At 71.1% G+C, this 20,751-nt stretch carries 17 protein-coding genes; 8 read left to right on the top strand and 9 right to left on the bottom strand.

Features of this window, described 5'->3' with window-relative positions; genetic code table 11:
• The first annotated feature begins 1 nt into the window (after nt 1).
• Complete coding sequence (locus ACFW9Z_RS19085; protein WP_384641941.1) at nt 2-2,200, top strand: ATP-binding protein; 2,199 nt, start codon at nt 2-4, stop codon at nt 2,198-2,200.
• Between the two features lie 17 nt (nt 2,201-2,217).
• Here the strand turns inward: ACFW9Z_RS19085 and rpsD are convergent, their stop codons facing one another.
• Complete coding sequence (gene rpsD, locus ACFW9Z_RS19090; RefSeq protein ID WP_003970343.1) at nt 2,218-2,832, bottom strand: 30S ribosomal protein S4; 615 nt, start codon at nt 2,830-2,832, stop codon at nt 2,218-2,220.
• Between the two features lie 188 nt (nt 2,833-3,020).
• Here rpsD and ACFW9Z_RS19095 point away from each other — a divergent pair, with 188 nt between their 5' ends.
• Complete coding sequence (locus tag ACFW9Z_RS19095) at nt 3,021-3,722, top strand: DUF2470 domain-containing protein (RefSeq protein ID WP_384641944.1); 702 nt, start codon at nt 3,021-3,023, stop codon at nt 3,720-3,722.
• A gap of 124 nt (nt 3,723-3,846) precedes the next feature.
• Here ACFW9Z_RS19095 and ACFW9Z_RS19100 read toward each other — a convergent pair whose 3' ends face one another.
• The gene (locus ACFW9Z_RS19100; RefSeq protein WP_384641947.1) at nt 3,847-5,211 is read right to left on the bottom strand and encodes a replication-associated recombination protein A; all 1,365 of its coding nucleotides are present in this window, start codon (nt 5,209-5,211) and stop codon (nt 3,847-3,849) included.
• 114 nt (nt 5,212-5,325) lie between these two features.
• Entirely contained in the window at nt 5,326-5,964 is a 639-nt protein-coding gene (locus ACFW9Z_RS19105) for a vitamin K epoxide reductase family protein (RefSeq protein ID WP_384641950.1), read from the bottom strand.
• 136 nt (nt 5,965-6,100) lie between these two features.
• Between ACFW9Z_RS19105 and ACFW9Z_RS19110 the strand changes: the two genes are divergently transcribed.
• Genes ACFW9Z_RS19110 through ACFW9Z_RS19125 form a run of 4 tightly spaced genes read left to right on the top strand, consistent with a single transcriptional unit; the run spans nt 6,101 to nt 9,712 of the window.
• A complete protein-coding gene (locus ACFW9Z_RS19110; RefSeq protein WP_384641953.1) occupies nt 6,101-6,958 on the top strand; it encodes an ABC transporter ATP-binding protein in 858 nt (285 codons plus the stop codon).
• Nucleotides 6,955-7,851 carry an ABC transporter permease gene (locus tag ACFW9Z_RS19115; RefSeq protein ID WP_384641956.1) on the top strand — a complete coding sequence of 299 codons (897 nt, stop codon included), beginning with the start codon at nt 6,955-6,957 and terminating at the stop codon, nt 7,849-7,851. The genes ACFW9Z_RS19110 and ACFW9Z_RS19115 overlap by 4 nt, the downstream gene beginning before the upstream one ends.
• The gene (locus ACFW9Z_RS19120) at nt 7,809-9,095 is read left to right on the top strand and encodes a sensor histidine kinase (RefSeq protein WP_384641958.1); all 1,287 of its coding nucleotides are present in this window, start codon (nt 7,809-7,811) and stop codon (nt 9,093-9,095) included. The genes ACFW9Z_RS19115 and ACFW9Z_RS19120 overlap by 43 nt, the downstream gene beginning before the upstream one ends.
• Nucleotides 9,092-9,712, top strand: coding sequence for a response regulator (locus ACFW9Z_RS19125; protein WP_384641961.1), 621 nt, complete (start codon nt 9,092-9,094; stop codon nt 9,710-9,712). The genes ACFW9Z_RS19120 and ACFW9Z_RS19125 overlap by 4 nt, the downstream gene beginning before the upstream one ends.
• Before the next feature lie 118 nt (nt 9,713-9,830).
• Here ACFW9Z_RS19125 and hisS read toward each other — a convergent pair whose 3' ends face one another.
• Both hisS and ACFW9Z_RS19135 read right to left on the bottom strand, forming a co-directional pair.
• Nucleotides 9,831-11,093, bottom strand: a complete 1,263-nt coding sequence (gene hisS, locus ACFW9Z_RS19130) for a histidine--tRNA ligase (RefSeq protein WP_384641964.1) — start codon at nt 11,091-11,093, stop codon at nt 9,831-9,833.
• 20 nt (nt 11,094-11,113) lie between these two features.
• Nucleotides 11,114-11,803, bottom strand: a complete 690-nt coding sequence (locus tag ACFW9Z_RS19135) for an MBL fold metallo-hydrolase (RefSeq protein WP_384641967.1) — start codon at nt 11,801-11,803, stop codon at nt 11,114-11,116.
• A gap of 149 nt (nt 11,804-11,952) precedes the next feature.
• Here ACFW9Z_RS19135 and ACFW9Z_RS19140 point away from each other — a divergent pair, with 149 nt between their 5' ends.
• Both ACFW9Z_RS19140 and ACFW9Z_RS19145 read left to right on the top strand, forming a co-directional pair.
• The gene (locus ACFW9Z_RS19140; protein WP_384641970.1) at nt 11,953-12,747 is read left to right on the top strand and encodes a peptidylprolyl isomerase; all 795 of its coding nucleotides are present in this window, start codon (nt 11,953-11,955) and stop codon (nt 12,745-12,747) included.
• Between the two features lie 202 nt (nt 12,748-12,949).
• Nucleotides 12,950-14,179, top strand: coding sequence for a DUF349 domain-containing protein (locus ACFW9Z_RS19145; RefSeq protein ID WP_384641973.1), 1,230 nt, complete (start codon nt 12,950-12,952; stop codon nt 14,177-14,179).
• A gap of 80 nt (nt 14,180-14,259) precedes the next feature.
• Here ACFW9Z_RS19145 and ACFW9Z_RS19150 read toward each other — a convergent pair whose 3' ends face one another.
• The 4 genes from ACFW9Z_RS19150 to secD form a co-directional block, all read right to left on the bottom strand.
• Complete coding sequence (locus tag ACFW9Z_RS19150) at nt 14,260-16,977, bottom strand: RelA/SpoT family protein (protein WP_384641975.1); 2,718 nt, start codon at nt 16,975-16,977, stop codon at nt 14,260-14,262.
• Nucleotides 16,978-17,124: 147 nt separating this feature from the next.
• On the bottom strand, nt 17,125-17,676 hold the full coding sequence (locus ACFW9Z_RS19155) for an adenine phosphoribosyltransferase (RefSeq protein WP_384641978.1): 552 nt from the start codon (nt 17,674-17,676) through the stop codon (nt 17,125-17,127).
• Entirely contained in the window at nt 17,676-18,779 is a 1,104-nt protein-coding gene (gene secF, locus ACFW9Z_RS19160) for a protein translocase subunit SecF (RefSeq protein ID WP_384641981.1), read from the bottom strand. The genes ACFW9Z_RS19155 and secF overlap by 1 nt, the downstream gene beginning before the upstream one ends.
• A gap of 1 nt (nt 18,780) precedes the next feature.
• The gene (gene secD / locus ACFW9Z_RS19165; protein ID WP_384641984.1) at nt 18,781-20,550 is read right to left on the bottom strand and encodes a protein translocase subunit SecD; all 1,770 of its coding nucleotides are present in this window, start codon (nt 20,548-20,550) and stop codon (nt 18,781-18,783) included.
• Between the last annotated feature and the right edge of the window lie 201 nt (nt 20,551-20,751).

A 20,751-nucleotide genomic window follows, 5' to 3' on the forward strand; every position in this document is an offset into this window, starting at 1 on the left:
CATGCGACGCCTGCGGCACCCCGCCACCCACCCGGACGCCCCGGAGCCCCGCCCCTCCGCACCGGTCGGCAACGTCCCGGCGGAGCTCGACCGGTTCGTGGGCCGCGCGGACGAACTCGCCGCGGTGGACGGGCTGTTGGCGGAGTCGAGACTCGTCACCGTCGTCGGGGCGGCGGGGGTGGGCAAGAGCCGGTGCGCCGGCCGGGTCGCCGCGCTGGTGGAGAAACGGTACTGCGACGGGGTCTGGCTCGCCGAGCTCTCCCCCGTCCACGACCCCGCCCTGCTGGAACACGCCGTGGCCGAGGCGCTGGGGCTAACCGATCACACCGGCAGACCGCCGCGCGCGGCCTTGGTCCAGCACCTGCGGGAGCGGCGGACGCTGCTGGTGCTGGACGGCTTCGAACACCTCGTGGACGGCTGCGCAGACCTCGTACGGGAGTTGCTGCGCCGGGCGCCCGGGCTCCAGGTGCTCGCGGCCGGGCGCCGCCCGCTCCTGGTGGAGGGTGAAGTGACGTTCACCCTCGCACCGATGTCCGACGAGGACGCGGTGGAGCTCTTCTGGCGGCGGGCCCGCTCGGTGCGGCCGGGCGGGGAGCCGACGGCCGGGGAGCGGGCGGCGGCCCTGGAGCTCTGCCGCCGCCTCGACGGGGTTCCGCTGGCGCTCGAACTGGCGGCGGGGCGGCTGCGGGCCCTCTCCGTCGACCAGGTGCTGCTGCGCCTGGACGACCGGTTCCGGCTGCTGACCGGCGGCAGCCGGGGCGCTCCGCCCCGCCACCGGGCGCTGCGTACGGCCATCGGCTGGAGCCATGAGCTGTGCACGCCCGCGCAGCGGCTGCTGTGGGCGCGGCTCTCGGTCTTCGCCGGGCAGTTCGACCTGGAGGCGGCGGAGTACGTCTGCGGTGGCGATGGGCTGCCGGCCGCATCGGTGCTCGATGTGCTGGACGAGCTGCTGGCCCAGTCGGTGGTGGAGCGCGAGGACGGTGCGGCCGGGACCCGCTACCGGCTGCTGGAGTCGGTCCGTGAGTACGGCGCCGAGTGGCTGGCCGCGACCGGGGACACCCGGCGGCTGCGGCGCAGGCACCGGGACTGGTTCCTGGGGCTCGCGACCTGGTGCGAGCTGGACTGGTTCTCGCCGCGTCAGGCGGAGGTGGCGGCCCGGATCGACGGCGAGCTGCCCAACCTCCGCCGGGCGATGGAGTGTTCGATGGAGAGCCCCGAGGAGGTCCACCTCGCCCAGCATCTGGCGGGCTCGCTCTGGTTCTACTGGGCCGGGTGCGGGCGGCTGTCGGAGGGCCGGTACTGGCTGGAGCACGTACTGGAGGAGCCGACCCCGTACGACGCCTCGCGGCTCAAGGTGCTGTGGGTGCTCGGTTATGTGGCGGTGCTCCAGGGTGACGCGGTCGGTGCGGTCTCGGCGCTCCAGGAGTGCCGGGAGGAGGCCGAGCGGGCCGGGGACGCCACGGCGGTGGCGTACGCGGTGCACCGTACGGGCTGTCTGGCGATCGTCACGGACGACCCGGCGCGCGCCGAGGAGCTGCTGCGGGACGCGCTCGGCCGCTACCGGGAGATCGGCGAGCTGAACAGCAATGTGCTGATGGCGCAGGTCGAGCTGGCCATGGCGGTGGCGTTCCTGGGCGATCTGGACGCGGCTGCGGACATCTGCGAGGAGGTCCGGGAGGTCTGCGAGGACCACGGGGAACGGTGGGCGCTGGCGTACGCGCTCTATGTGCTGGCGTACGCGGCGCTGCGCCGGGGGCGGCCGGAGCGGGCGCGGCGGATGCTCGGGGAGTGCCTGTCGATCGGCCGGACCTTCGACGACCTGCTGGCCACCGCGCTCTCGCTGGAGCTGCTGGCGCTGGTGACGGCGGTGGAGGGCGATGCCGGGGAGGCCGCGGTGCTTCAGGGGGCGGCGGAGCGGATCTGGCCCTCGGTGGGGCTGCCGCTGTTCGGCTCGGCGTACTTCGGGCGGCCCCGGGCGGAGTGCGCGGAGCAGGTGCGGCGGGAGCTGGGGGATTCCGCGTACGAGGCGGGGCTGCGGGCCGGGAGGCGGCTGGAGCGGGCCGCCGCCGTCGAGCGGGCGCTGAGCGGGGGCGGGCCCCGGGAGCACCGCGACACGCCCGGGAGTGGACCGGCCGCCGGGAAAACGCGGAGGCCCGCCGCCTCCCGGATGACAGGGAGGGGCGGGCCGGAGCGCTGGTGAGAGCGGCTACGCCTGGATCAGCGGGCGTAGTACTCGACGACGAGCTGCTCGTCGCAGATCACCGGGATCTCCTTGCGGTTCGGGTCCCGGTCCAGGCGGAAGGCCAGGGCCTTCAGGTTCACCTGGAGGTAGCGCGGGGTCTCACCGTCGGTGTCGTAACCACCCTCGCGGGCCACCTGGAAGGGGACCTTGGAGCGGCTGCGCTCGCGGACCTGGACGATGTCGTCGGGGCGCACGCGGAAGGACGGCTTGTCGACCTTGCCGCCGTTGACCTCGATGTGGCCGTGGACGACCATCTGACGGGCCTGGTAGATGGTGCGGGCGATGCCCGAACGCAGGACCAGGGCGTCGAGGCGGCGCTCGAGCTCGACGACCAGCGCCTCGCCCGTCTTGCCTTCGGCCTTCTTGGCGCGGTCGTAGGCGCGCGCCATCTGGCGCTCGCTGATGTCGTACTGCGCACGCAGGCGCTGCTTCTCCAGCAGACGGACCTTGTAGTCCGAGTTCTGCTTGCGGCCACGGCCGTGCTCGCCCGGCGGGTACGGACGCGCTTCGAAGTACTTGACAGCCTTGGGCGTCAGAGCGATGCCGAGGGCACGCGACTTCTTGACCTTGGGACGCGACTGGTTAGGCACGTTCTCCAGACCTCCGTTGTAGGTTAGGTTAGGCTTACCTTACTCAAGGAGATCGCATGTCTCGCCCTGGGAACACCACTCACGTCACGGACAGCACAGACAGCGGCAGCACACAAGAAGGTGCTGCTACGACGGAAGGCCGATCTGATCGTGGTCAGCCGCGTCCCAGCGGGCTTGAAAACACTCGGATGCCGTCAGCAGCCGAACGCACACGAACTCTCGTACAGAGTACCTGCTCCGCGCTGCTCGTCGTACCGGGGCTCGATCTGGCCCGCGCCGAACCCCTGATCCCGGACACCAGGAGCGTGGGGCCCGAGGGCGACGTGTTCCTCGAATTCCCCGCGGATTCCCCGGCCGTCCGGGCCGCGACCCACGCCCAGGGCGACGAGCTGACGGCCGTGCTGGAGATCACGGACGTCGCCCCGGTCTCCGTACCGCACCGCATCCGGGGCCGCGCCTGGATCTCCGGCTGGCTCACCTCCGTACCCGGAATCGCCGAACCGGGCCGGATGATGCTGCGGCTGGAGTTCGGAGAGGCGTACGTGGACGACCTCTGGGGCGCCGAGGACATCGAGGCGGAGGACTTCCGGGACGCCGCCCCCGATCCGCTGGCCGGGCACGAGGCGGAGCTGCTCCAGCATCTGCACTCCGCCCATGACGAGCAGATGCGCACCCTGTGCGGGCTGCTCGGCGAGCGCACCGCCCAGGCCTGCTCCTCCCACCAGCCCACCGCCGTGCCCGTGGCGCTGGACCGCTTCGGGCTGCGGGTGCGCTTCGTGGAGGACAAGGGGTCGTGCTTCGACGCCCGCTTCGAGTTTCCGGACCCGGTGCGGGACGTCACCGAGCTGCGCCGGGCGATGCACACCCTCTTCGAGGCGGCCGCGTCCTGATACCCGGGGCGGTCCAGGACAGGACGGCTTCCCGGACGGGCCGGGACAGGACGGCTCCCCGGACCGGCCGGAACGGGTCCGCGCCGCAGGTATACGTGGCGGACGGGTCCGCGCCGCAGGTACGTCAGGACGGGGCCGTACCGCCCGTACGTCCCAGACGCTCGCGGACCCGCTCGACCACATCCGCGTACCGTGCCTCGGCGCCGTGCCGGGTGGGGGTGTAGTACTGCCGGTCACGGACCGCGTCGGGGGCGTACTGCTGGGCGGCGATACCACCCTGGACGTCGTGCGGATAGACATAGCCCTGGGCGTGGCCGAGCTTGGCCGCGCCCTTGTAATGACCGTCGCGCAGATGGGCCGGGACGGGGCCCGCGAGCCCCTTGCGGACATCCTCCTGTGCGGCGGAGATCGCGAGCGTCGCCGCGTTGGACTTGGGCGCGAGCGCGAGCGCGATCGTGGCATGGCTGAGGGTGAGCGCCGCCTCCGGGAAGCCGATCATCGCGACGGCCTGGGCGGCCGCCACCGCCGTCGGCAGCGCGGTGGGGTCGGCGAGCCCGATGTCCTCGCTGGCGGAGATCATCAGCCGCCGGGCGATGAACCGGGGGTCCTCCCCCGCCTCGATCATCCGGGCCAGATAGTGCAGGGCCGCGTCCACGTCGGAGCCGCGGATGGACTTGATGAGCGCGCTGGCCACGTCGTAGTGCTGGTCGCCGTCGCGGTCGTACTTCACGGCGGCGCGGTCGACGGTCGCCTCGACCGTCTCCAGTGTGATCTCCGCCGCGTGCGTGGCGAGCGCCGCACCGGCCGCCGCCTCCAGGGCCGTGAGCGCCCGGCGCGCGTCACCGCCCGCGATACGCAGCAGATGCGCCTCCGCGTCCTCGGGCAGCGTGACCGCTCCGCCGAGCCCGCGCTCGTCGGTCAGCGCCCGGCGCAGCAGATCGCGCAGGTCGTCGTCGGTCAGCGGCTCCAGGGTGAGCAGCAGGGAGCGCGAGAGCAGCGGGGAGATGATCGAGAAGTACGGATTCTCCGTGGTGGCGGCGATCAGGGTCACCCAGCGGTTCTCCACGGCGGGGAGGAGCGAGTCCTGCTGGGCCTTGGAGAAGCGGTGGATCTCGTCCAGGAAGAGGACGGTCTCCTTGCCGAAGCCGCCGGTGGCGCGGCGCGCGCTCTCGATGACGGCGCGGACCTCCTTGACCCCGGCGGTGATCGCGGAGAGCTCGACGAAGCGCTTGTTGGTGGCCTTGCTGACCACGTACGCAAGGGTCGTCTTCCCGGTGCCGGGCGGGCCCCACAGGATCACCGACGAGGCGCCGGCCGGACCGCCGCTCCCCTCGACGAGCCGGCGCAGCGGCGAGCCCGGCTTCAGCAGGTGCTGCTGGCCGACGACCTCGTCGAGGACGCGCGGGCGCATCCGGACAGCGAGGGGGCTGCTGGACGGGTCCTTCTCCTGGCGGTCTTCCGCGGCTGCGGTAAAGAGGTCGGGCTCCACGTCATGAAGCCTATGCGACCCCACTGACAGCGCCCTGGCCACCTACCGAAGTGGTAGGTGGCCAGGGCTGGTCCGGCGACTCTCCGGGCACCACTTACGAGAATTGGTAAGTGGTCAGCTGGTCCAGAAGTCCCACCAGCGCGTCAGGATCAGCATGCCGATGATCCCGATCCACAGCACCGGCGGCACCCAGTGGAACTCGGTCAGCCCGTTCCTCAGCCACGCGGGCGCGGGGAGGATGCGGTGCTTGACGTTGTGCGTGGTCACGTAGCAGAACATGACGATCGTGGCGACCCAGGCCAGGCAGCACCAGAGGCAGAGCGAGCTGATGTTGTACAGCGACTGGTACTGGAGCCAGGTGCAGAAGCCGACGCCGAACAGGGTCCCGGCGTTCAGCCCGAGCCAGAACCAGCTGCGGTAGCGGGCCCCGGCGAGCAGGCCCACCCCGATGGCGATGACCATGCCGTACGTGACCAGGCCGAGCATCGGGTTGGGGAACCCGAACGCCGAGGCCTGCTCGCTCTTCATGATGTTGCCGCACGCGACGACCGGGTTGAGGCTGCAGCCGGGGGTGAAGGAGGGGTCCTCCAGCAGCTTGAACTTGTCGATCGTGATGACCCAGGAGGCCAGCAGTCCGGCCGCGCCGGTGATCACCAGGAGCAGGGCGAGACCGCGTCCGGCCCCGAAGGTGCGCTTTCCGCCGTCCTCGTCCTGGCCGGAGGAGAGGTCGTGGTCTACCGCTGCAGTCGTCATATCGCCGTTCCGTCACCGAGTGGTCAGCCGGGCAAGGTCATTGTGCCGCACCCCGGTACGGGTCAACCGTTCGGTGGACATAAAGGTGTACGCCCGGTGGGCAGGGAATCGCCGGCCCTGCGGAATGCTCGGGCTCATGACGGAACTCGTGGTGAACGTGCGCGGTCTGCGCAAGCGATACGGCGGCGCGATCGCGCTGGACGGCCTGGACCTGGGCATCAGGCGCGGTGAGGTGTGCGGACTGCTCGGTCCGAACGGTGCCGGGAAGAGCACCTGTGTGGGCGTGCTCCAGGGGCAGCGGACCCGGGACGCCGGGAGCGTGGAGGTCCTCGGCGCCGATCCCGCGACGGCGGACCGACGGTGGCGGTCCCGGGTCGGGATCGTCTGGCAGGATGAATCCGCGCCCGCCGAGTTGACGGTACGGGAGACGGTGCGGCACTTCGCCCGCTACTACCCGCGCCCGCGCGACCCCGAGGAGACCATCGCCCTGGTCGGTCTCGAAGAGAAGGCGGGGTCCCGGGTCAAGGCGCTCTCGGGTGGTCAGCGGCGGCGGCTCGACGTGGCGCTCGGGGTGATCGGCTCCCCCGAACTGCTCCTCCTCGACGAGCCGACCACCGGTTTCGATCCGGCCGCCCGGCGGCAGTTCTGGGAGCTGATCCGGCTGCTCGCGGACGACGGCACCACCGTCCTCCTCACCACGCACTACCTGGAGGAGGCCGAGGCGCTCGCCGACCGGCTCGTCGTCGTCTCGGCGGGCTCCGCCGTCGCCGAGGGGAGCCCCGAGGAGCTGCGGGCCCGGTTCGGCACCCGGGCGACGGTCCGGTGGACGGAGCCCGACGGCTCCCCGCGTTCGGAGGAGACCGAGACCCCGACCCGTACGATCACCGCCCTGGCCGACCGCTTCGGCGGCGAGGTCCCCGGGCTCTGGGTCACCCGGCCCACCCTGGAGGACGTCTATCTGGAGCTCACCGGGCAGTCGGAGGTACCCCGATGAAGAGGCCGCAGACACCAAAGACACCGCAGACACAGACGACACAGACGACACCGACGGCCGAAACACCAACGACGCAGACCGCACCGGCCACGACCGGTCTGCCCGGCGCCTGGGGGCTGGGGCTGCTGCGCGGCGGTCTGGAGCTGAAGCAGTTCTTCCGCCAGCGCGACCAGGTCGTCTTCGCCTTCGCCTTCCCCGTCGTCTTCCTGGTGCTGTTCGCCTCGATCTTCAGCGGGACGATGGGGGACGGCGTCCCCGTCTCGCAGCTCTACGTGGCCGCGATGCTCGGGGCGGGCATCATGGCGACCAGCTTCCAGTCGCTCGGCATCTCGATCGCGATCGAGCGCGACGAACGGCAGCTACGTCGGCTGATCTCCACCCCGATGCCTCCCGCCGCCTACTTCCTCGGGAAGGTGTGGCTGGTCCTGGTCACCGGGGTCCTGGAAGCGGTCATCCTGCTGCTGGTCGGGGTGGGTCTGTTCGATCTCACGCTGCCCCGGGACGTGGTCACCTGGCTGACGTTCGGCTGGATCTTCCTGCTCGGGACGGCAGGCTGCGCGCTGCTGGGGATCGCGATCAGCAGTGTGCCCCGGTCGGGGCGGAGCGCAGGGTCGGTGGTCATCCTGCCGTTCCTGGTGCTCCAGTTCATCTCCGGTGTCTACATCCCCGCGAGCGAGCTGCCCGAATGGATGCTGAACATCGGCGCCCTGTTCCCGCTGAAGTGGATGTGCCAGGGCTTCCGGGGGGTCTTCCTGCCCGAATCGGCCGCCGTGCTGGAGCAGGCGGGGAGCTGGGAGTTCGGACGGATCGCCCTGGTGCTGGGCGCCTGGTGCATCGGAGGATTGCTGCTGTGTCTGCTGACGTTTCGCTGGAAGAACCGGCGCGACGGCTGACCCGGGCGGACGGAGCACGGGACTCCGACGTCTGGGTCCGGTCGCTGCGCCCCTGGGACAGCTATTTCGCCGTTGTCTGGGCCGTCACGCTCGCCGTGGTGCTGGAGGCCGCCCAGCCGTCGTGGCCGGTCCGGGCCACCGCCGCCGCGATCGTGGCGCTGAACCTGCCGTGGTACGTCCTGGTCGGCCGCACGGCCGTGCTGGACGACACGGGGGCCCAGGGGCCGGCCCGCCGCTATGTGGTGGGGGCGATGCTGCTCTTCCTGCCCACCGCGATGCTGGTGGGCGAGACCCAGCTCGTCACGTTCGCGCTGGCCCCTCAGTGCTTCATGCTGCTGCGGCTGCGGGACGCGCTGTGGGTGCTGGGCATCATGGGCGCGGTGCCGTACATCGGCTGGACGGTGCTGTGGCGGCCGTCGGCCGGTGAGGCGGGGTTCCGGCTCCTGCTGGCGGTGGCGACCTTCGCGTTCAGCGCGTTCCTGGGACAGTGGACGATGCGGATCATCGCCCAGAGCAAGGACCGGGCCGCCCTGATCGCCGAGCTGGAGGCGGGCCGCGAGGAGATCGCCCGGCTGTCGACGGCCCACGGGGCACTGGCGGAGCGGGAGCGGATGTCGCGGGAGATCCACGACACGCTGGCCCAGGGGTTCACCAGCCTGCTGATGCTCTCCCAGGCCGTCGAGTCCGAGCTCGACCACGATCTGCCGCAGGCCCGGCGCCATGTGGAGCTGATGACGCGGACCGCGCGGGAGAACCTTGCCGAGGCGCGGGCGCTGGTGGCCGACGGCTCCCCCGCCGATCTGGCCGGCACCTCGCTGCCGGACGCCCTGTGCCGGCTGGCCGACCGGCACACCGCGCAGACCGGTGCCCCGGCCCCGTTGACGGTGACCGGCGAGGTCCGGCCGCTGCCGACCGCGTACGAGGTGGTCGCCCTGCGCTCCTGTCAGGAGGCCCTGGCCAACACCCGTAAGCACGCGGGCCCGTCCGTACCGGTGTCGGTGGCGCTGGAGTACGCCCCCGACGCCCTGACCCTGTCCGTACGGGACGAGGGGTGCGGCTTTGACCCCCGGGAGCGGCGCGAGGGCTACGGTCTCGACGGGGTACGGGCCAGGGCCGAGGAGGCGGGCGGCGGCGCTGAGGTCCGCAGCGCCCCGGGCTCGGGGACCTCGGTGACCGTGACCCTGCCGCTGCCGCTGCCCCCGACCGTCCCGTCCCCGGACGCCCCTCGAAGGAGTACCCGATGATCCGAGTCCTGCTGGCCGACGACCACCCCGTCGTACGGGAGGGGCTGCGCGGGATGCTCGACGCGGAGCCGGACCTCAGTGTGGTGGGCGAGGCGTCGAGCGGCCCCCGGGCCGAGGCCCTGTGCGCCGAGCTGTTGCCGGACATCGTGCTGATGGACCTGCGGATGCCGGGCGGCGGGGGTGTCGAGTCGATCCGTCGGATCCGGGCGGCCGGGCTGCCCTGCCGGGTCGTGGTGCTGACCACGTACGAGAGCGACGGCGACATCCTGCGGGCGGTGGAGGCCGGGGCGTCGGGCTATCTGCTCAAGGACCTGGGCCGGGCGGAGCTGGCGGACGCGATCCGGGCCGCTTCCCGGGGCGAGACGGTGCTCGCGCCGACGGTGGCGACCCGGCTGGTGGACCAGTTGCGCGGGGTGCCGGAGCTGCCCCGGCTCTCGGAGCGCGAGACGCAGGTGCTGCGGCTGGTGGCGGAGGGGTGCACCAACGCGGAGATCGGGCGGCGGCTGTTCATCGGGGAGTCGACGGTGAAGACCCATCTGCTGCGGATCTTCGGCAAGCTGGGCGTCAGCGACCGGACTGCGGCGGTGACCGGGGCGATGCGCCACGGGCTGCTGTGAACGGCCGCGGGCGGGAGGACTCCTCAGGTCCTTCCGCCCGCGCCGCGTTCCGTGCTTGTTCAGTTCGTGCTTGTTCAGCCGAGGCGAGTGCTCAGCTCAGCCGAGGCGGGTGCTCAGCTCAGCCGAGGCGGGTGGTCAGCTCGGCCACGACCCCGGCCAGCGGAACCGCGCTCTGCTCGCCGGACTCCATGTCCTTGAGCTGGACGACGCCCTCGGCCAGATCGCGCTCGCCCGCCACCAGGGTGTAGCGCGCACCCGAGCGGTTGGCGCTCTTCATGGCGCCCTTCAGGCCCCGGCCGCCGAACGCGAAGTCGGCGGCGACGCCCGCGCGACGCAGTTCGGTGACGACGGCGAACAGGGCCCGGCGGGCCTCGTCGCCGAGCGGGACCGCGTACACGCTGGTGGTGACGGGCAGGTCGAGTTCGACGCCCTCGGCCTCCAGCGCGAGGACCGTGCGGTCCACGCCGAGCGCCCAGCCGACGGACGGCAGCGCGGGGCCGCCGATCATCTCGGAGAGGCCGTCGTAGCGGCCGCCGCCGCCCACCGCGGACTGGGAGCCCAGGCCGTCGTGGACGAACTCGAAGGTGGTGCGGGTGTAGTAGTCGAGGCCGCGGACGAGCTTCTCGTCGTCCTCGTACACCACTCCGGCCGCCGTGAGCAGCGCGCGGACCTCCTCGTGGTACGCCTTGCAGGCGTCGCACAGGTAGTCCCGGAGCCGGGGGGCGTCCGTGAGCTGCTTCTGTACGTCGGCCCGCTTGTCGTCCAGGACGCGCAGCGGGTTGATCTCGATGCGGCGGCGGGTCTCCTCGTCGAGGTCGAGGTCGCGCAGGAAGGTCTGGAGCGCTTCCCGGTAGACCGGGCGGCACTCCTTGTCGCCGAGCGAGTTCAGCAGGATGCGGAACTGGCGCAGGCCGAGCGAACGGTACGCCTGGTCGGCGAGGATGATCAGCTCGGCGTCCAGGACGGGGTCCTCGGTGCCGATGGCCTCGGCTCCGACCTGCGAGAAGTGGCGGTAGCGGCCCTTCTGCGGACGCTCGTAGCGGTAGTACGAGCCGGAGTACCAGAGCTTGACGGGGAGGTTGCCGGCCTTGTGGAGGTTGGCCTCCAGGGCGGCGCGCAGGACGGAGGCGGTGCCCTCGGGGCGCAGCGCCAGCTCGGCGCCGCCCTTGGTGGTGAGGGTGTACATCTCCTTGGTGACGATGTCGGTGGACTCACCGACACCGCGCGCGAAGAGCTCGACGTCCTCGAAGCCGGGCGTCTCGATGTAGCCGTAGCCGGAGTCGCGCAGGGGCGCGGCGATGGCCTCGCGCACCGCCAGGAACTTCGCGGAGTCCGGCGGGGTCAGGTCGTACGTGCCCTTGGGGGCCTGGAAGGTGCTCACGTGGTTACGTCTCTCGTCTTCTACAGTCCTCGGCGCGGCGACGCGTCCAGCCCGTTCAGATACGGGTTGGAGGCGCGCTCGCGGCCGATGGTCGTCTGGGGGCCGTGGCCGGACAGCACCACGGTCGAGTCGTCGAGCGGCAGGCACACACGGGCCAGCGACTTCAACAGCTCGGCGTGATCGCCGCCGGGCAGGTCGGTGCGTCCGACGGAGCCGGCGAAGAGCAGGTCGCCCGAGAAGAGGACCGGCGGGATGTCCGCGGCCTCGGGCATCCCGAACGTCACCGACCCCTTCGTATGGCCGGGCGCGTGCGAGACGCCGAACTCCAGACCGGCCAGGGTCAGCTTCGACCCGTCGGTCAGCTCCTTGACGTCGTCCGGCTCCCCCACGGTCAGCTCGCCCATGAGCGGCATCCCGATGGAGCGGCCGAGGGCCTTCTCCGGGTCGCTCATCATGTAGCGGTCCTCGGGGTGGATCCAGGCGGGGACGTCATGGGCGCCGCAGACAGGGACGACCGAGGCGACATGGTCGATGTGGCCGTGGGTGAGCACGACGGCGACGGGCTTGAGCCGATGCTTCTTCAGCGTTTCCTCGACGCCCTGGGCGGCCTGGTGACCCGGGTCGATGATCACGCACTCCTCACCGGCGGCGGGGGCGACCAGATAGCAATTGGTCCCCCAGGCCCCGGCGGGGAACCCGGCAATGAGCACGATCGTCCTTAATGTTCGTCCGGAGGATGCGGCCGCAGCGATGGATGCGGCGGATCAGAGCCTACCGGCGCTCCTCATGACACAGGTAACCCATATACGGTACGGGCAGCCCAGCCCCCGATCCCACGATGTGACAAGGAGCCCAACCGGTGTCCAGCAGCGAACAGCGGCGGCGGCAGAACGCCCGGCTGAAGTACGAGCGCCAGCAGAAGCGCCGGGAGGAAGCCCGCCGCAGGACCAGGCGGATCACCGCGATCGTCGCGTCGGCGGTGGCCGTGGTCGCCGTGGTGGGCGTGAGCGCCTTCGTCGTCGCGGACAGGATCGGCGACGACAAGGACAAGGAGAAGGACACCGCGGCGAGCCAGAGCCCGGTGCCGACGCCGGAGGAGAGCGAGAGCAAGGCTCCCGAGCCTCCGATGACGATCGACAAGAAGGCGACGTACACGATGTCGCTCGCCACCAGCCAGGGTGACATCGCCTTCTCCATCGACGCGGCGAAGACCCCGCACACGGCGAACTCCTTCAAGGCGCTCGCCGACAAGGGCTACTTCGACGAGACCAAGTGCCACCGGCTCACCACGCAGGGCATCTTCGTCCTGCAGTGCGGTGACCCGAAGGGCGACGGCACGGGCGGTCCCGGCTACAACATCCCGGACGAGAACCTCACCGCGCTCGGCGAGGCGGGGGCCGACGGGACGGTGACGTTCCCCGCGGGCACGGTGGCGATGGCCAACACCGGTCAGCCGGGCTCCGGCGGCAGCCAGTTCTTCCTGGTCTACAAGGACACCAAGCTGCCCCCCACGTACACCCCGTTCGGCACGCTCGACAAGGCCTCGCTGAAGGCCGTGGAGAAGGTCGGCGCGGCGGGCGTCGAGGGCGGCGCGGGCGACGGTGCGCCGAAGAAGGCCGTGGAGATCGAGAAGGCGACCGTGGAGAAGAACTGATTCTCCCGTACGGCCCCGGGGTGCGTCCGGTGCCCCGGGCCACCGGGCGGGGGCGGAGAATTTCGGCCGCGCTGAGTGCGGACAGCCGGGCGGCCGGTCGCCTAGATTGGCGTTGTGCAGGGCGGGCGAGGCCCGCCCGAGGAAACTGTGGACGATGCCCGGGGGGCGAACCCCCTCGCAGGCATCAGGTGGAGGAGGCGCTGTGAGCAGCGACCCGTGGGGCCGCGTCGACGAGACGGGCACCGTGTACGTGCGTACAGCCGATGGCGAGCAGGTCGTCGGATCGTGGCAGGCCGGTTCCCCCGAGGAGGCTCTGGCCTATTTCGAGCGCAAGTACGACGGCATTGTGGTCGAGATCGGCCTCCTCGAACGGCGGGTGAAGACCACCGACCTGTCGGCGAAGGACGCGACGACCGCGATCGACCATCTGCGGCAGCAGGTGGACGAGCACCACGCGGTGGGCGACCTGGACGCGCTGCGCAAGCGGCTGGACGCGCTCGTGGCGACGGTCGAGGCGCGGCGCGAGGAGCGCAAGGTCCTCAAGGCCAAGCAGACCGACGAGGCCAAGCAGGCCAAGGTGGCGCTGGTCGCCGAGGCGGAGGAGCTGGCGCAGAGCGAGCAGTGGCGGGCGGCCGGTGAGCGGCTGCGGGCGCTGGTGGACACCTGGAAGGGTCTCCCCCGCCTGGACCGCAAGTCGGACGACGAGCTGTGGCACCGCTTCTCGCACGCCCGCTCGGCGTTCTCCAAGCGGCGCAAGGCCCACTTCGCCGCGCTGGACGCCCAGCGCGAGGACGCCCGCAAGGCCAAGGAGAAGCTGGTCACCGAGGCCGAGGCGCTGTCCGGCTCCACGGACTGGGTGACCACGGCCGCGCGTTACCGCGACCTGATGACCGAGTGGAAAGCCGCGGGCCGCGCCCAGCGCGAGGCCGAGGACGATCTGTGGAACCGTTTCCGCGGTGCCCAGGACGTCTTCTTCGCCGCCCGCAGCGAGGTCTTCGCGGAGCGCGACGCCGAGCAGGGCGAGAACCTCAAGCTGAAGGAGGAGCTCGCCGCCGAGGCCGAGAAGCTGGTGCCGGTGAAGGACCTCAAGGCGGCCCGCGCCGCGTTCCGGTCCATCAACGAGCGCTGGGAGGCCATCGGCCACGTACCGCGTGACGCCCGTCCGAAGGTCGAGGGCCGGATGCAGGCGGTGGAGCGGGCGCTCCAGGAGTCCGAGGAGTCCGAGTGGCGCCGGACGAACCCGGAGGCGCGGGCCCGCGCCGAGGGTCTGACCGGTCAGCTCCAGGCGGCCGTGGACAAGCTGCGCGGCCAGATCGACACCGCGCGCGCCTCGGGCAACAACGCCCGCGCGGACAAGCTGGCCAAGGAGCTGGAGGGCCGCCAGGCGCTGCTGGACCAGGCGCTGAAGGGCCTGGAGGAGTTCGGCGGCTGAAAGAAACGCTGAGACGGCTGAGAGACGGCTGTCAGAAGCCCCGGTACGCATCGCGTACCGGGGCTTTTCCGTTGCCGCGGCTACGGCCTGCGGGCCGAGGTGACCCGGTAGACGTCGTAGACGCCCTCCACCCCGCGTACGGCCTTCAGGACGTGGCCCAGGTGTTTGGGGTCGCCCATCTCGAAGGTGAAGCGCGAGGTGGCCACCCGGTCGCGGGAGGTCTGGACGGCCGCCGAGAGGATGTTGACGTGCTGGTCGGAGAGGATCCGGGTGACGTCGGAGAGCAGCCGGGAGCGGTCCAGCGCCTCGACCTGGATGGCGACCAGGAAGACCGAGGACTGGGTGGGGGCCCATTCGACGTCGAGGATGCGCTCGGGCTGCTGCGAGAGCGACTCCACGTTGACGCAGTCTGCGCGGTGCACGGAGACGCCGCTGCCCCGGGTGACGAAGCCGATGATCGGGTCGCCGGGGACGGGCGTACAGCAGCGGGCGAGCTTGACCCAGACGTCCTCGACGCCCTTGACGACCACGCCGGGATCCGCGTTGGCGCGGCGCTTGCTGCGGCCGTGCGAGGGCGGGGTGGATTCGGCCAGGTCCTCGTTGGCCTCGTCGTGGCCGCCGAGCGCCTGCACCAGCTTCTGTACGACACCGGCCGCCGCGACATGGCCCTCGCCGATCGCCGCGTACAGCGAGGAGATGTCCGGGTAGCGCATCTCGTGGGCGAGGGTGACCAGGGAGTCGCCGGTCAGGATGCGCTGGATCGGCAGGTTCTGTTTGCGCATGGCCCGCGCGATGGCGTCCTTGCCCTGCTCGATGGCCTCGTCGCGGCGCTCCTTGGAGAACCAGGCGCGGATCTTGTTGCGGGCACGCGGTGACTTGACGAAGCCGAGCCAGTCCCGGGAGGGTCCGGCGCCGGCCGCCTTGGAGGTGAAGACCTCCACCAGGTCGCCGTTGTCGAGCGTCGATTCGAGCGGGACGAGCCGCCCGTTGACCCGTGCTCCTATGGTCCGGTGGCCGACCTCGGTGTGGACGGCGTACGCGAAGTCGACGGGGGTCGCACCGGCGGGCAGCGCTATCACGTCGCCCTTCGGCGTGAAGACGAAGACCTCGTTGCGCGAGAGGTCGAAGCGCAGGGACTCCAGGAACTCGCTGGGGTCCTCGGTCTCCTTCTGCCAGTCCAGGAGCTGGCGCAGCCACGCCATGTCGTTGACGGTGTCCTGGCCGCGCCCGGTGTTCTTGGGGACGTCGGTACGCACCTTGGAGGCGCCCGCGACGGCCTCCTGCTTGTACTTCCAGTGGGCGGCAATGCCGTACTCGGCGCGGCGGTGCATGTCGAACGTACGGATCTGGAGCTCGACGGGCTTGCCGCTGGGACCGATCACCGTGGTGTGCAGCGACTGGTACATGTTGAACTTGGGCATCGCGATGTAGTCCTTGAACCGCCCGGGCACAGGGTTCCACCGGGCGTGGACGGTGCCGAGCGCCGCGTAGCAGTCGCGGACGGTGTCGACCAGTACCCGAATTCCCACCAGGTCGTAGATCTCGGCGAAGTCGCGGCCTCGCACGATCATCTTCTGGTAGACGCTGTAGTAGTGCTTGGGGCGGCCGGTGACGGTGGCCTTGATACGGGCGGCGCGCAGGTCGGACTGGACCTCGTCGGTCACTATGGCGAGGTATTCGTCGCGCTTGGGGGCCCGCTCGGCGACGAGGCGGACGATCTCGTCGTACATCTTGGGGTAGAGGATCGCGAAGGCGAGGTCCTCCAGCTCCCACTTGATGGTGTTCATGCCCAGCCGGTGCGCCAGCGGGGCGTAGATCTCCAGCGTCTCGCGGGCCTTCTTCTCCTGCTTCTCCCGCTTGAGATAGCGCATGGTGCGCATGTTGTGCAGGCGATCCGCGAGCTTGATGACCAGGACCCGGGGGTCCTTGGCCATGGCAACGACCATCTTGCGTACGGTCTCGGCCTGCGCGGCCTCGCCGAACTTGACCTTGTCCAGCTTGGTGACGCCGTCCACGAGCAGGGCGACCTGGTCGCCGAACTCGCGCTTGAGGGTGTCCAGGCCGTACTCGGTGTCCTCGACGGTGTCGTGGAGCAGCCCGGCCATCAGGGTGGCCGGATCCATGCCCAGCTCGGCGAGGATCGTGGTGACGGCGAGCGGGTGGGTGATGTACGGGTCGCCGCTCTTGCGCTTCTGGCCCCGGTGCCAGCGCTCGGCCACCTGGTAGGCGCGCTCGATCTGGCGGAGGGTGGCCGTCTCGATCTTGGGGTCGTTGCCCCGGACCGTACGGAGGAGGGGTTCCAGGACCGGGTTGTACGGGCTGGAGCGCTGTACGCCCAGTCGGGCGAGGCGGGCCCGCACCCGGTTGGAGGAGCCGCCGGAGCGGGGGGCGGATCCGGCCGGGACGGCGGGCTTCACGGGGGCCGGGGGCGCGGGGGCCGGGGGCTTCGGCGGGGGCGTGGCGGCGGCCGGTTTCCCCGGGGGCCCGGATTTCCCGGGGGCCTCGGAGGCGGGGCTCTTTCCGGGCGCCGGGCGCTTCTCGGAGGCCTTGGGCGCCGGGCTCGCGGGCGTGGCCGGTTTCGGCTGTCCGGCGGGGGCCGCGGGCGCGGACGGCTTCGCGGAGGGGCCGCCGGGCTCCGAAGGCTTCGCGGTGGCCGCCGGGGGGCGCGCGGACCCGGCGGCAGGCTCCGGGGGCGCGGGCTTCGGCGCGTTCGAGGGCGCGGCCGTCCGGGGCGTGGCGGGGGCCGCCACGGGCTTGTCGGGCTGCGGGGCGGCGGCTGACTGGGCCTCGTCTGGCAAGAGCGCTCCTCGTGCGGATCCGGGGTACCCGGAGAGCCCATGGTAACGATCCCCCGGCAGGTCCTCGCCCGGGGACGGTGAGAGCTTGGACAACGAAGGACGGGCACCCGGATGTTCCCGGGTGCCCGTCCTGCGTACTCAGGGTCCTCAGACCGTGATCAGCGCCTCCAGCGGCGCGCCCCGCAGCCCCGGCTCCAGCCGGGCCCGGCCCGCGAGGAAGCCGAGCTCCATGAGGACCGAGACGCCCGCGACCTGGGCACCGGCCCGCCGGATCAGCTCCAGCGAGGCCTCGGCGGTGCCGCCGGTGGCGAGGACGTCGTCGATGACCATGATCCGGTCCTCGACGGCCAGGTCTTCGGCGTGGATCTCGATCTCCGCGCTGCCGTACTCCAGCTCGTAGGACTGGCTGAGCGTGGCTCCGGGGAGCTTCCCCGCCTTGCGGACCGGTACGAAGCCGATGCCCGCCCGGACCGCGACGGGCGCGGCCAGGATGAAGCCGCGCGCCTCCAGGCCGACGATCTTCGTGGCGCCGTGCCGGACGCACAGCTCCGCGAGGGCGTCGGTGAGCGCCGTGAAGGCCACCGGGTCAGCCAGCAGCGGGGTGATGTCCTTGAACATCACGCCCGGCTTCGGGTAGTCCGCGACATCACGGATCCGGCTGAGCAGCAGCTCCCTGGTGGACTCGGTAGTGCTCGTCATCAGCGCTTCCCCGGTGTGCGGCCGTGGCCTCGGGGCTGCTGACGCTGGCCGACCACGGCGGCGGCCGTCTCGGCCTCCTCCTCGTCCTGCCGGTGGGCGGGAGCGTCGTCCTCGGGGGACTCGCCCCGGGCCTCGGCGGCCGCCCGCTTGGCGAGCACCCGCTTCTTCAGGGCCTTCATCTGCGGGTCGCGTTCCTTGAGGTCGGCGACGAGCGGCGTGGCGATGAAGATCGAGGAGTACGCACCGGCCGCGAGGCCGACGAACAGGGACAGCGAGATGTCGTTCAGCATGCCGGCGCCGAGGACACCGCCACCGATGAAGAGCAGACCGGCCACCGGCAGCAGCGCCACCACGGTGGTGTTGATCGAGCGGACCAGCGTGCTGTTGATCGACCGGTTGGCGATCTCGCTGTACGTGAAGCGGGTCTGCTTGGTGATGTCCTTCTGGCCCTCCTTGAGGCTGTCGAAGACCACCACCGTGTCGTACAGGGAGTATCCGAGAATGGTCAGCAGACCGATCACCGTGCCCGGGGTGACCTCGAAGCCGACCAGGGCGTAGACACCGACCGTGATGGTGATGTCGTGGATCAGCGCGATGAGGGCGGCGACGGCCATCCGCCACTCGAACGCGATCGCCAGATAGACGACCACCAGGACCATGAAGATCCCGAGGCCCATCCATGCCTTGTTGGCGATCTGCTCACCCCAGCTGGGGCCGACCAGGTCCGCGTTGATCTCCTCGGCGGGGATACCGAGCTCTTCGGAGAGCGTCTCCTTGATCTCGTTCGCCTTCGCGGTGTCGACCTCGGTGATCTGGATGCGCAGACCGCCGTTGCCGAGCTCCTGGACGATGGCCATGTGGCCCGAGGCCTCGGTCGCCACGTCCGTGGCCTGGGAGGTGGAGATCTTGGCCTTGGTGTCGGTCGTGAAGACCGCGCCGCCCTCGAACTCGATGCCCATGCGGAGGCCGCCGACCGCCACGCCGATGATGGCCGTGATGGTGATCAGGATCGAGACGCCGTACCAGATCTTGCGGTTACGGATGAAGTCGTAGCCGACCTCGCCCCGGTAGAGCCTGGCGCCGAGATTGCCCAGTCGCGACATCTCAGGCCTCCTTCGGTTCGGTGGAAGCGCTGACACGGCGCGAGCGGCGCAGCGGAGGCTGGGCGCCGAGCCGCTTCGGGTCCAGACCGGACCAGGAACCGCCCTTGGAGAAGAACTTCGTCCGGCCCATCAGCGTCATCAGCGGCTTGGTGAAGAGGAACACCACGACGACATCGAGCAGTGTGGTCAGGCCGAGCGTGAACGCGAAGCCCTGGACCTTGCCGACGGTGACGAGGAAGAGCACCGCGGCCGCCAGGAACGACACGAAGTCGGAGACCAGGATGGTGCGCCGGGCCCGGGGCCAGGCGCGCTCGATGGCCGGGCGGAGCGTGCGGCCCTCGCGGATCTCGTCTCTCACGCGTTCGAAGTACACGATGAACGAGTCCGCCGTGATACCGATCGCGACGATGGCACCACAGACCGCCGGCAGGTTCAGCGCGAAGCCGATGGCCGGCCCCAGCAAGGCCATGATCGTGTACGTGAGGATGCCGGAGACCAGGAGGCTCAGCAGCGCGATGAACGCCAGCCCCCGGTAGTAGGCGACCATGTAGATCACGACCAGTATCAGGCCGATGGCGCCGGCGATCAGGCCGCCCTTGAGCTGCTCGCTGCCGAGGGCGGCGGTGACGGTGGTGACGCTCATCTCCTTGAAGGTGAGCGGGAGCGCACCGTAGGAGAGGATGTTGCCGAGGTCCTCGGCGGACTGCTGGTTGAAGCTGCCGGAGATCTGGGCGTTCTTGCTGAGCGCCGTGCGCACCGACGGGGCGGAGACGACCTCGCCGTCGAGGACGATGGCGAACTGGTTCATCGGCGGCTGCTGCTGCGAGAGCCGGCTGGTGATCGTCTGGAACTTCTTGGCGCCGGCGGAGGTGAACTCCATCGACACGACCCACTCACCGGTCTGCTGCTCGATGACGCCCTTGGCGTCGTCGACGTCGCTGCCGGTGACCTCGGCGGGGCCGAGCACGTACTTCTCGTAGCTGCCGGGGACGTTCGAGCCGCAGGCCACGATCGGCTCGGAGGGCAGGGCGTTCTTGCCCGCCTCCGCACGCTGCTCGGGGTCGGTGCAGTCGAGCTTGGCGAACTCCTCCTGGAGCTTGGCCGTGGCCGGGTCCGCGGAGGGCGTCGCCTCGGGGGTGCCGGACGGCTTGGGCTCGGCGGAGCCGGTGGGGGTCGGGGTCGGGTCCTTCTTCAGGGCCCCGGTGACCGCACGGCCCTGGGTGGTGGCGCTCGCGGAGGGGGTGGCCTCCGAACCGGTGGCCTCCTCGCCCTTGTCCTCACCCTGGGGGGACGCCTCGCCACTCAGCGTGGCACCGGCCGACGGGGTCGGGGAGGCGGAGGGCTCGGGCTGCTCGGGACCGCTCGCCGCCACCGTCAGAACGGGCCGGAAGTAGAGCTGGGCGGTGGTACCGACCTGCTCCCGGGCCTGCTCGGAGTCGGTCCCCCGGGGGATGTTGACGATGATGTTCGAGCGGCCCTGCGTCTGGACCTCGGCCTCGGAGACACCCAGACCGTTGACGCGCCGCTCGATGATGCCGACCGCGGTGTCCATGTTGGTCGGGTTGATCGCGTCCGGCTTGCCGGGCTGGTTCTGTGCCTCAAGCGTGATCGACGTCCCGCCGGCCAGGTCGATGCCCAGCCTCGGCGTGGTGTGCCCGGACAGGAACATCCCGCCGGCGAGCGCGACCATGGCGATGAGGATCAGAGCCAGGGAACGCCCCGGCCTCCCCTGACCGCCGGACGGCCCTCGGCCCTTCTTGGGTGCTGCCACCTTCTCGTTTCTCCCTGTCCAACCGCCCCGCGCCGGGTACGCGCCCGAGCGGCCACGAAGTGTTGTGGGGACCTGCCCCCGCAGACGACCTGCACGGTCCCGGGGGAGCCGGGGCCGCGGGGGGGGGCGCGCTGGCCCCCGGCCGGTGTTTAAAGGATTTTGGGGGCCCCCCGACGCGGTAGACAAGGGCGCTGGGGCCAA

This window comes from Streptomyces sp. NPDC059452 (assembly GCF_042750035.1).
In the GTDB taxonomy this organism is placed as follows: Bacteria; Actinomycetota; Actinomycetes; order Streptomycetales; family Streptomycetaceae; genus Streptomyces.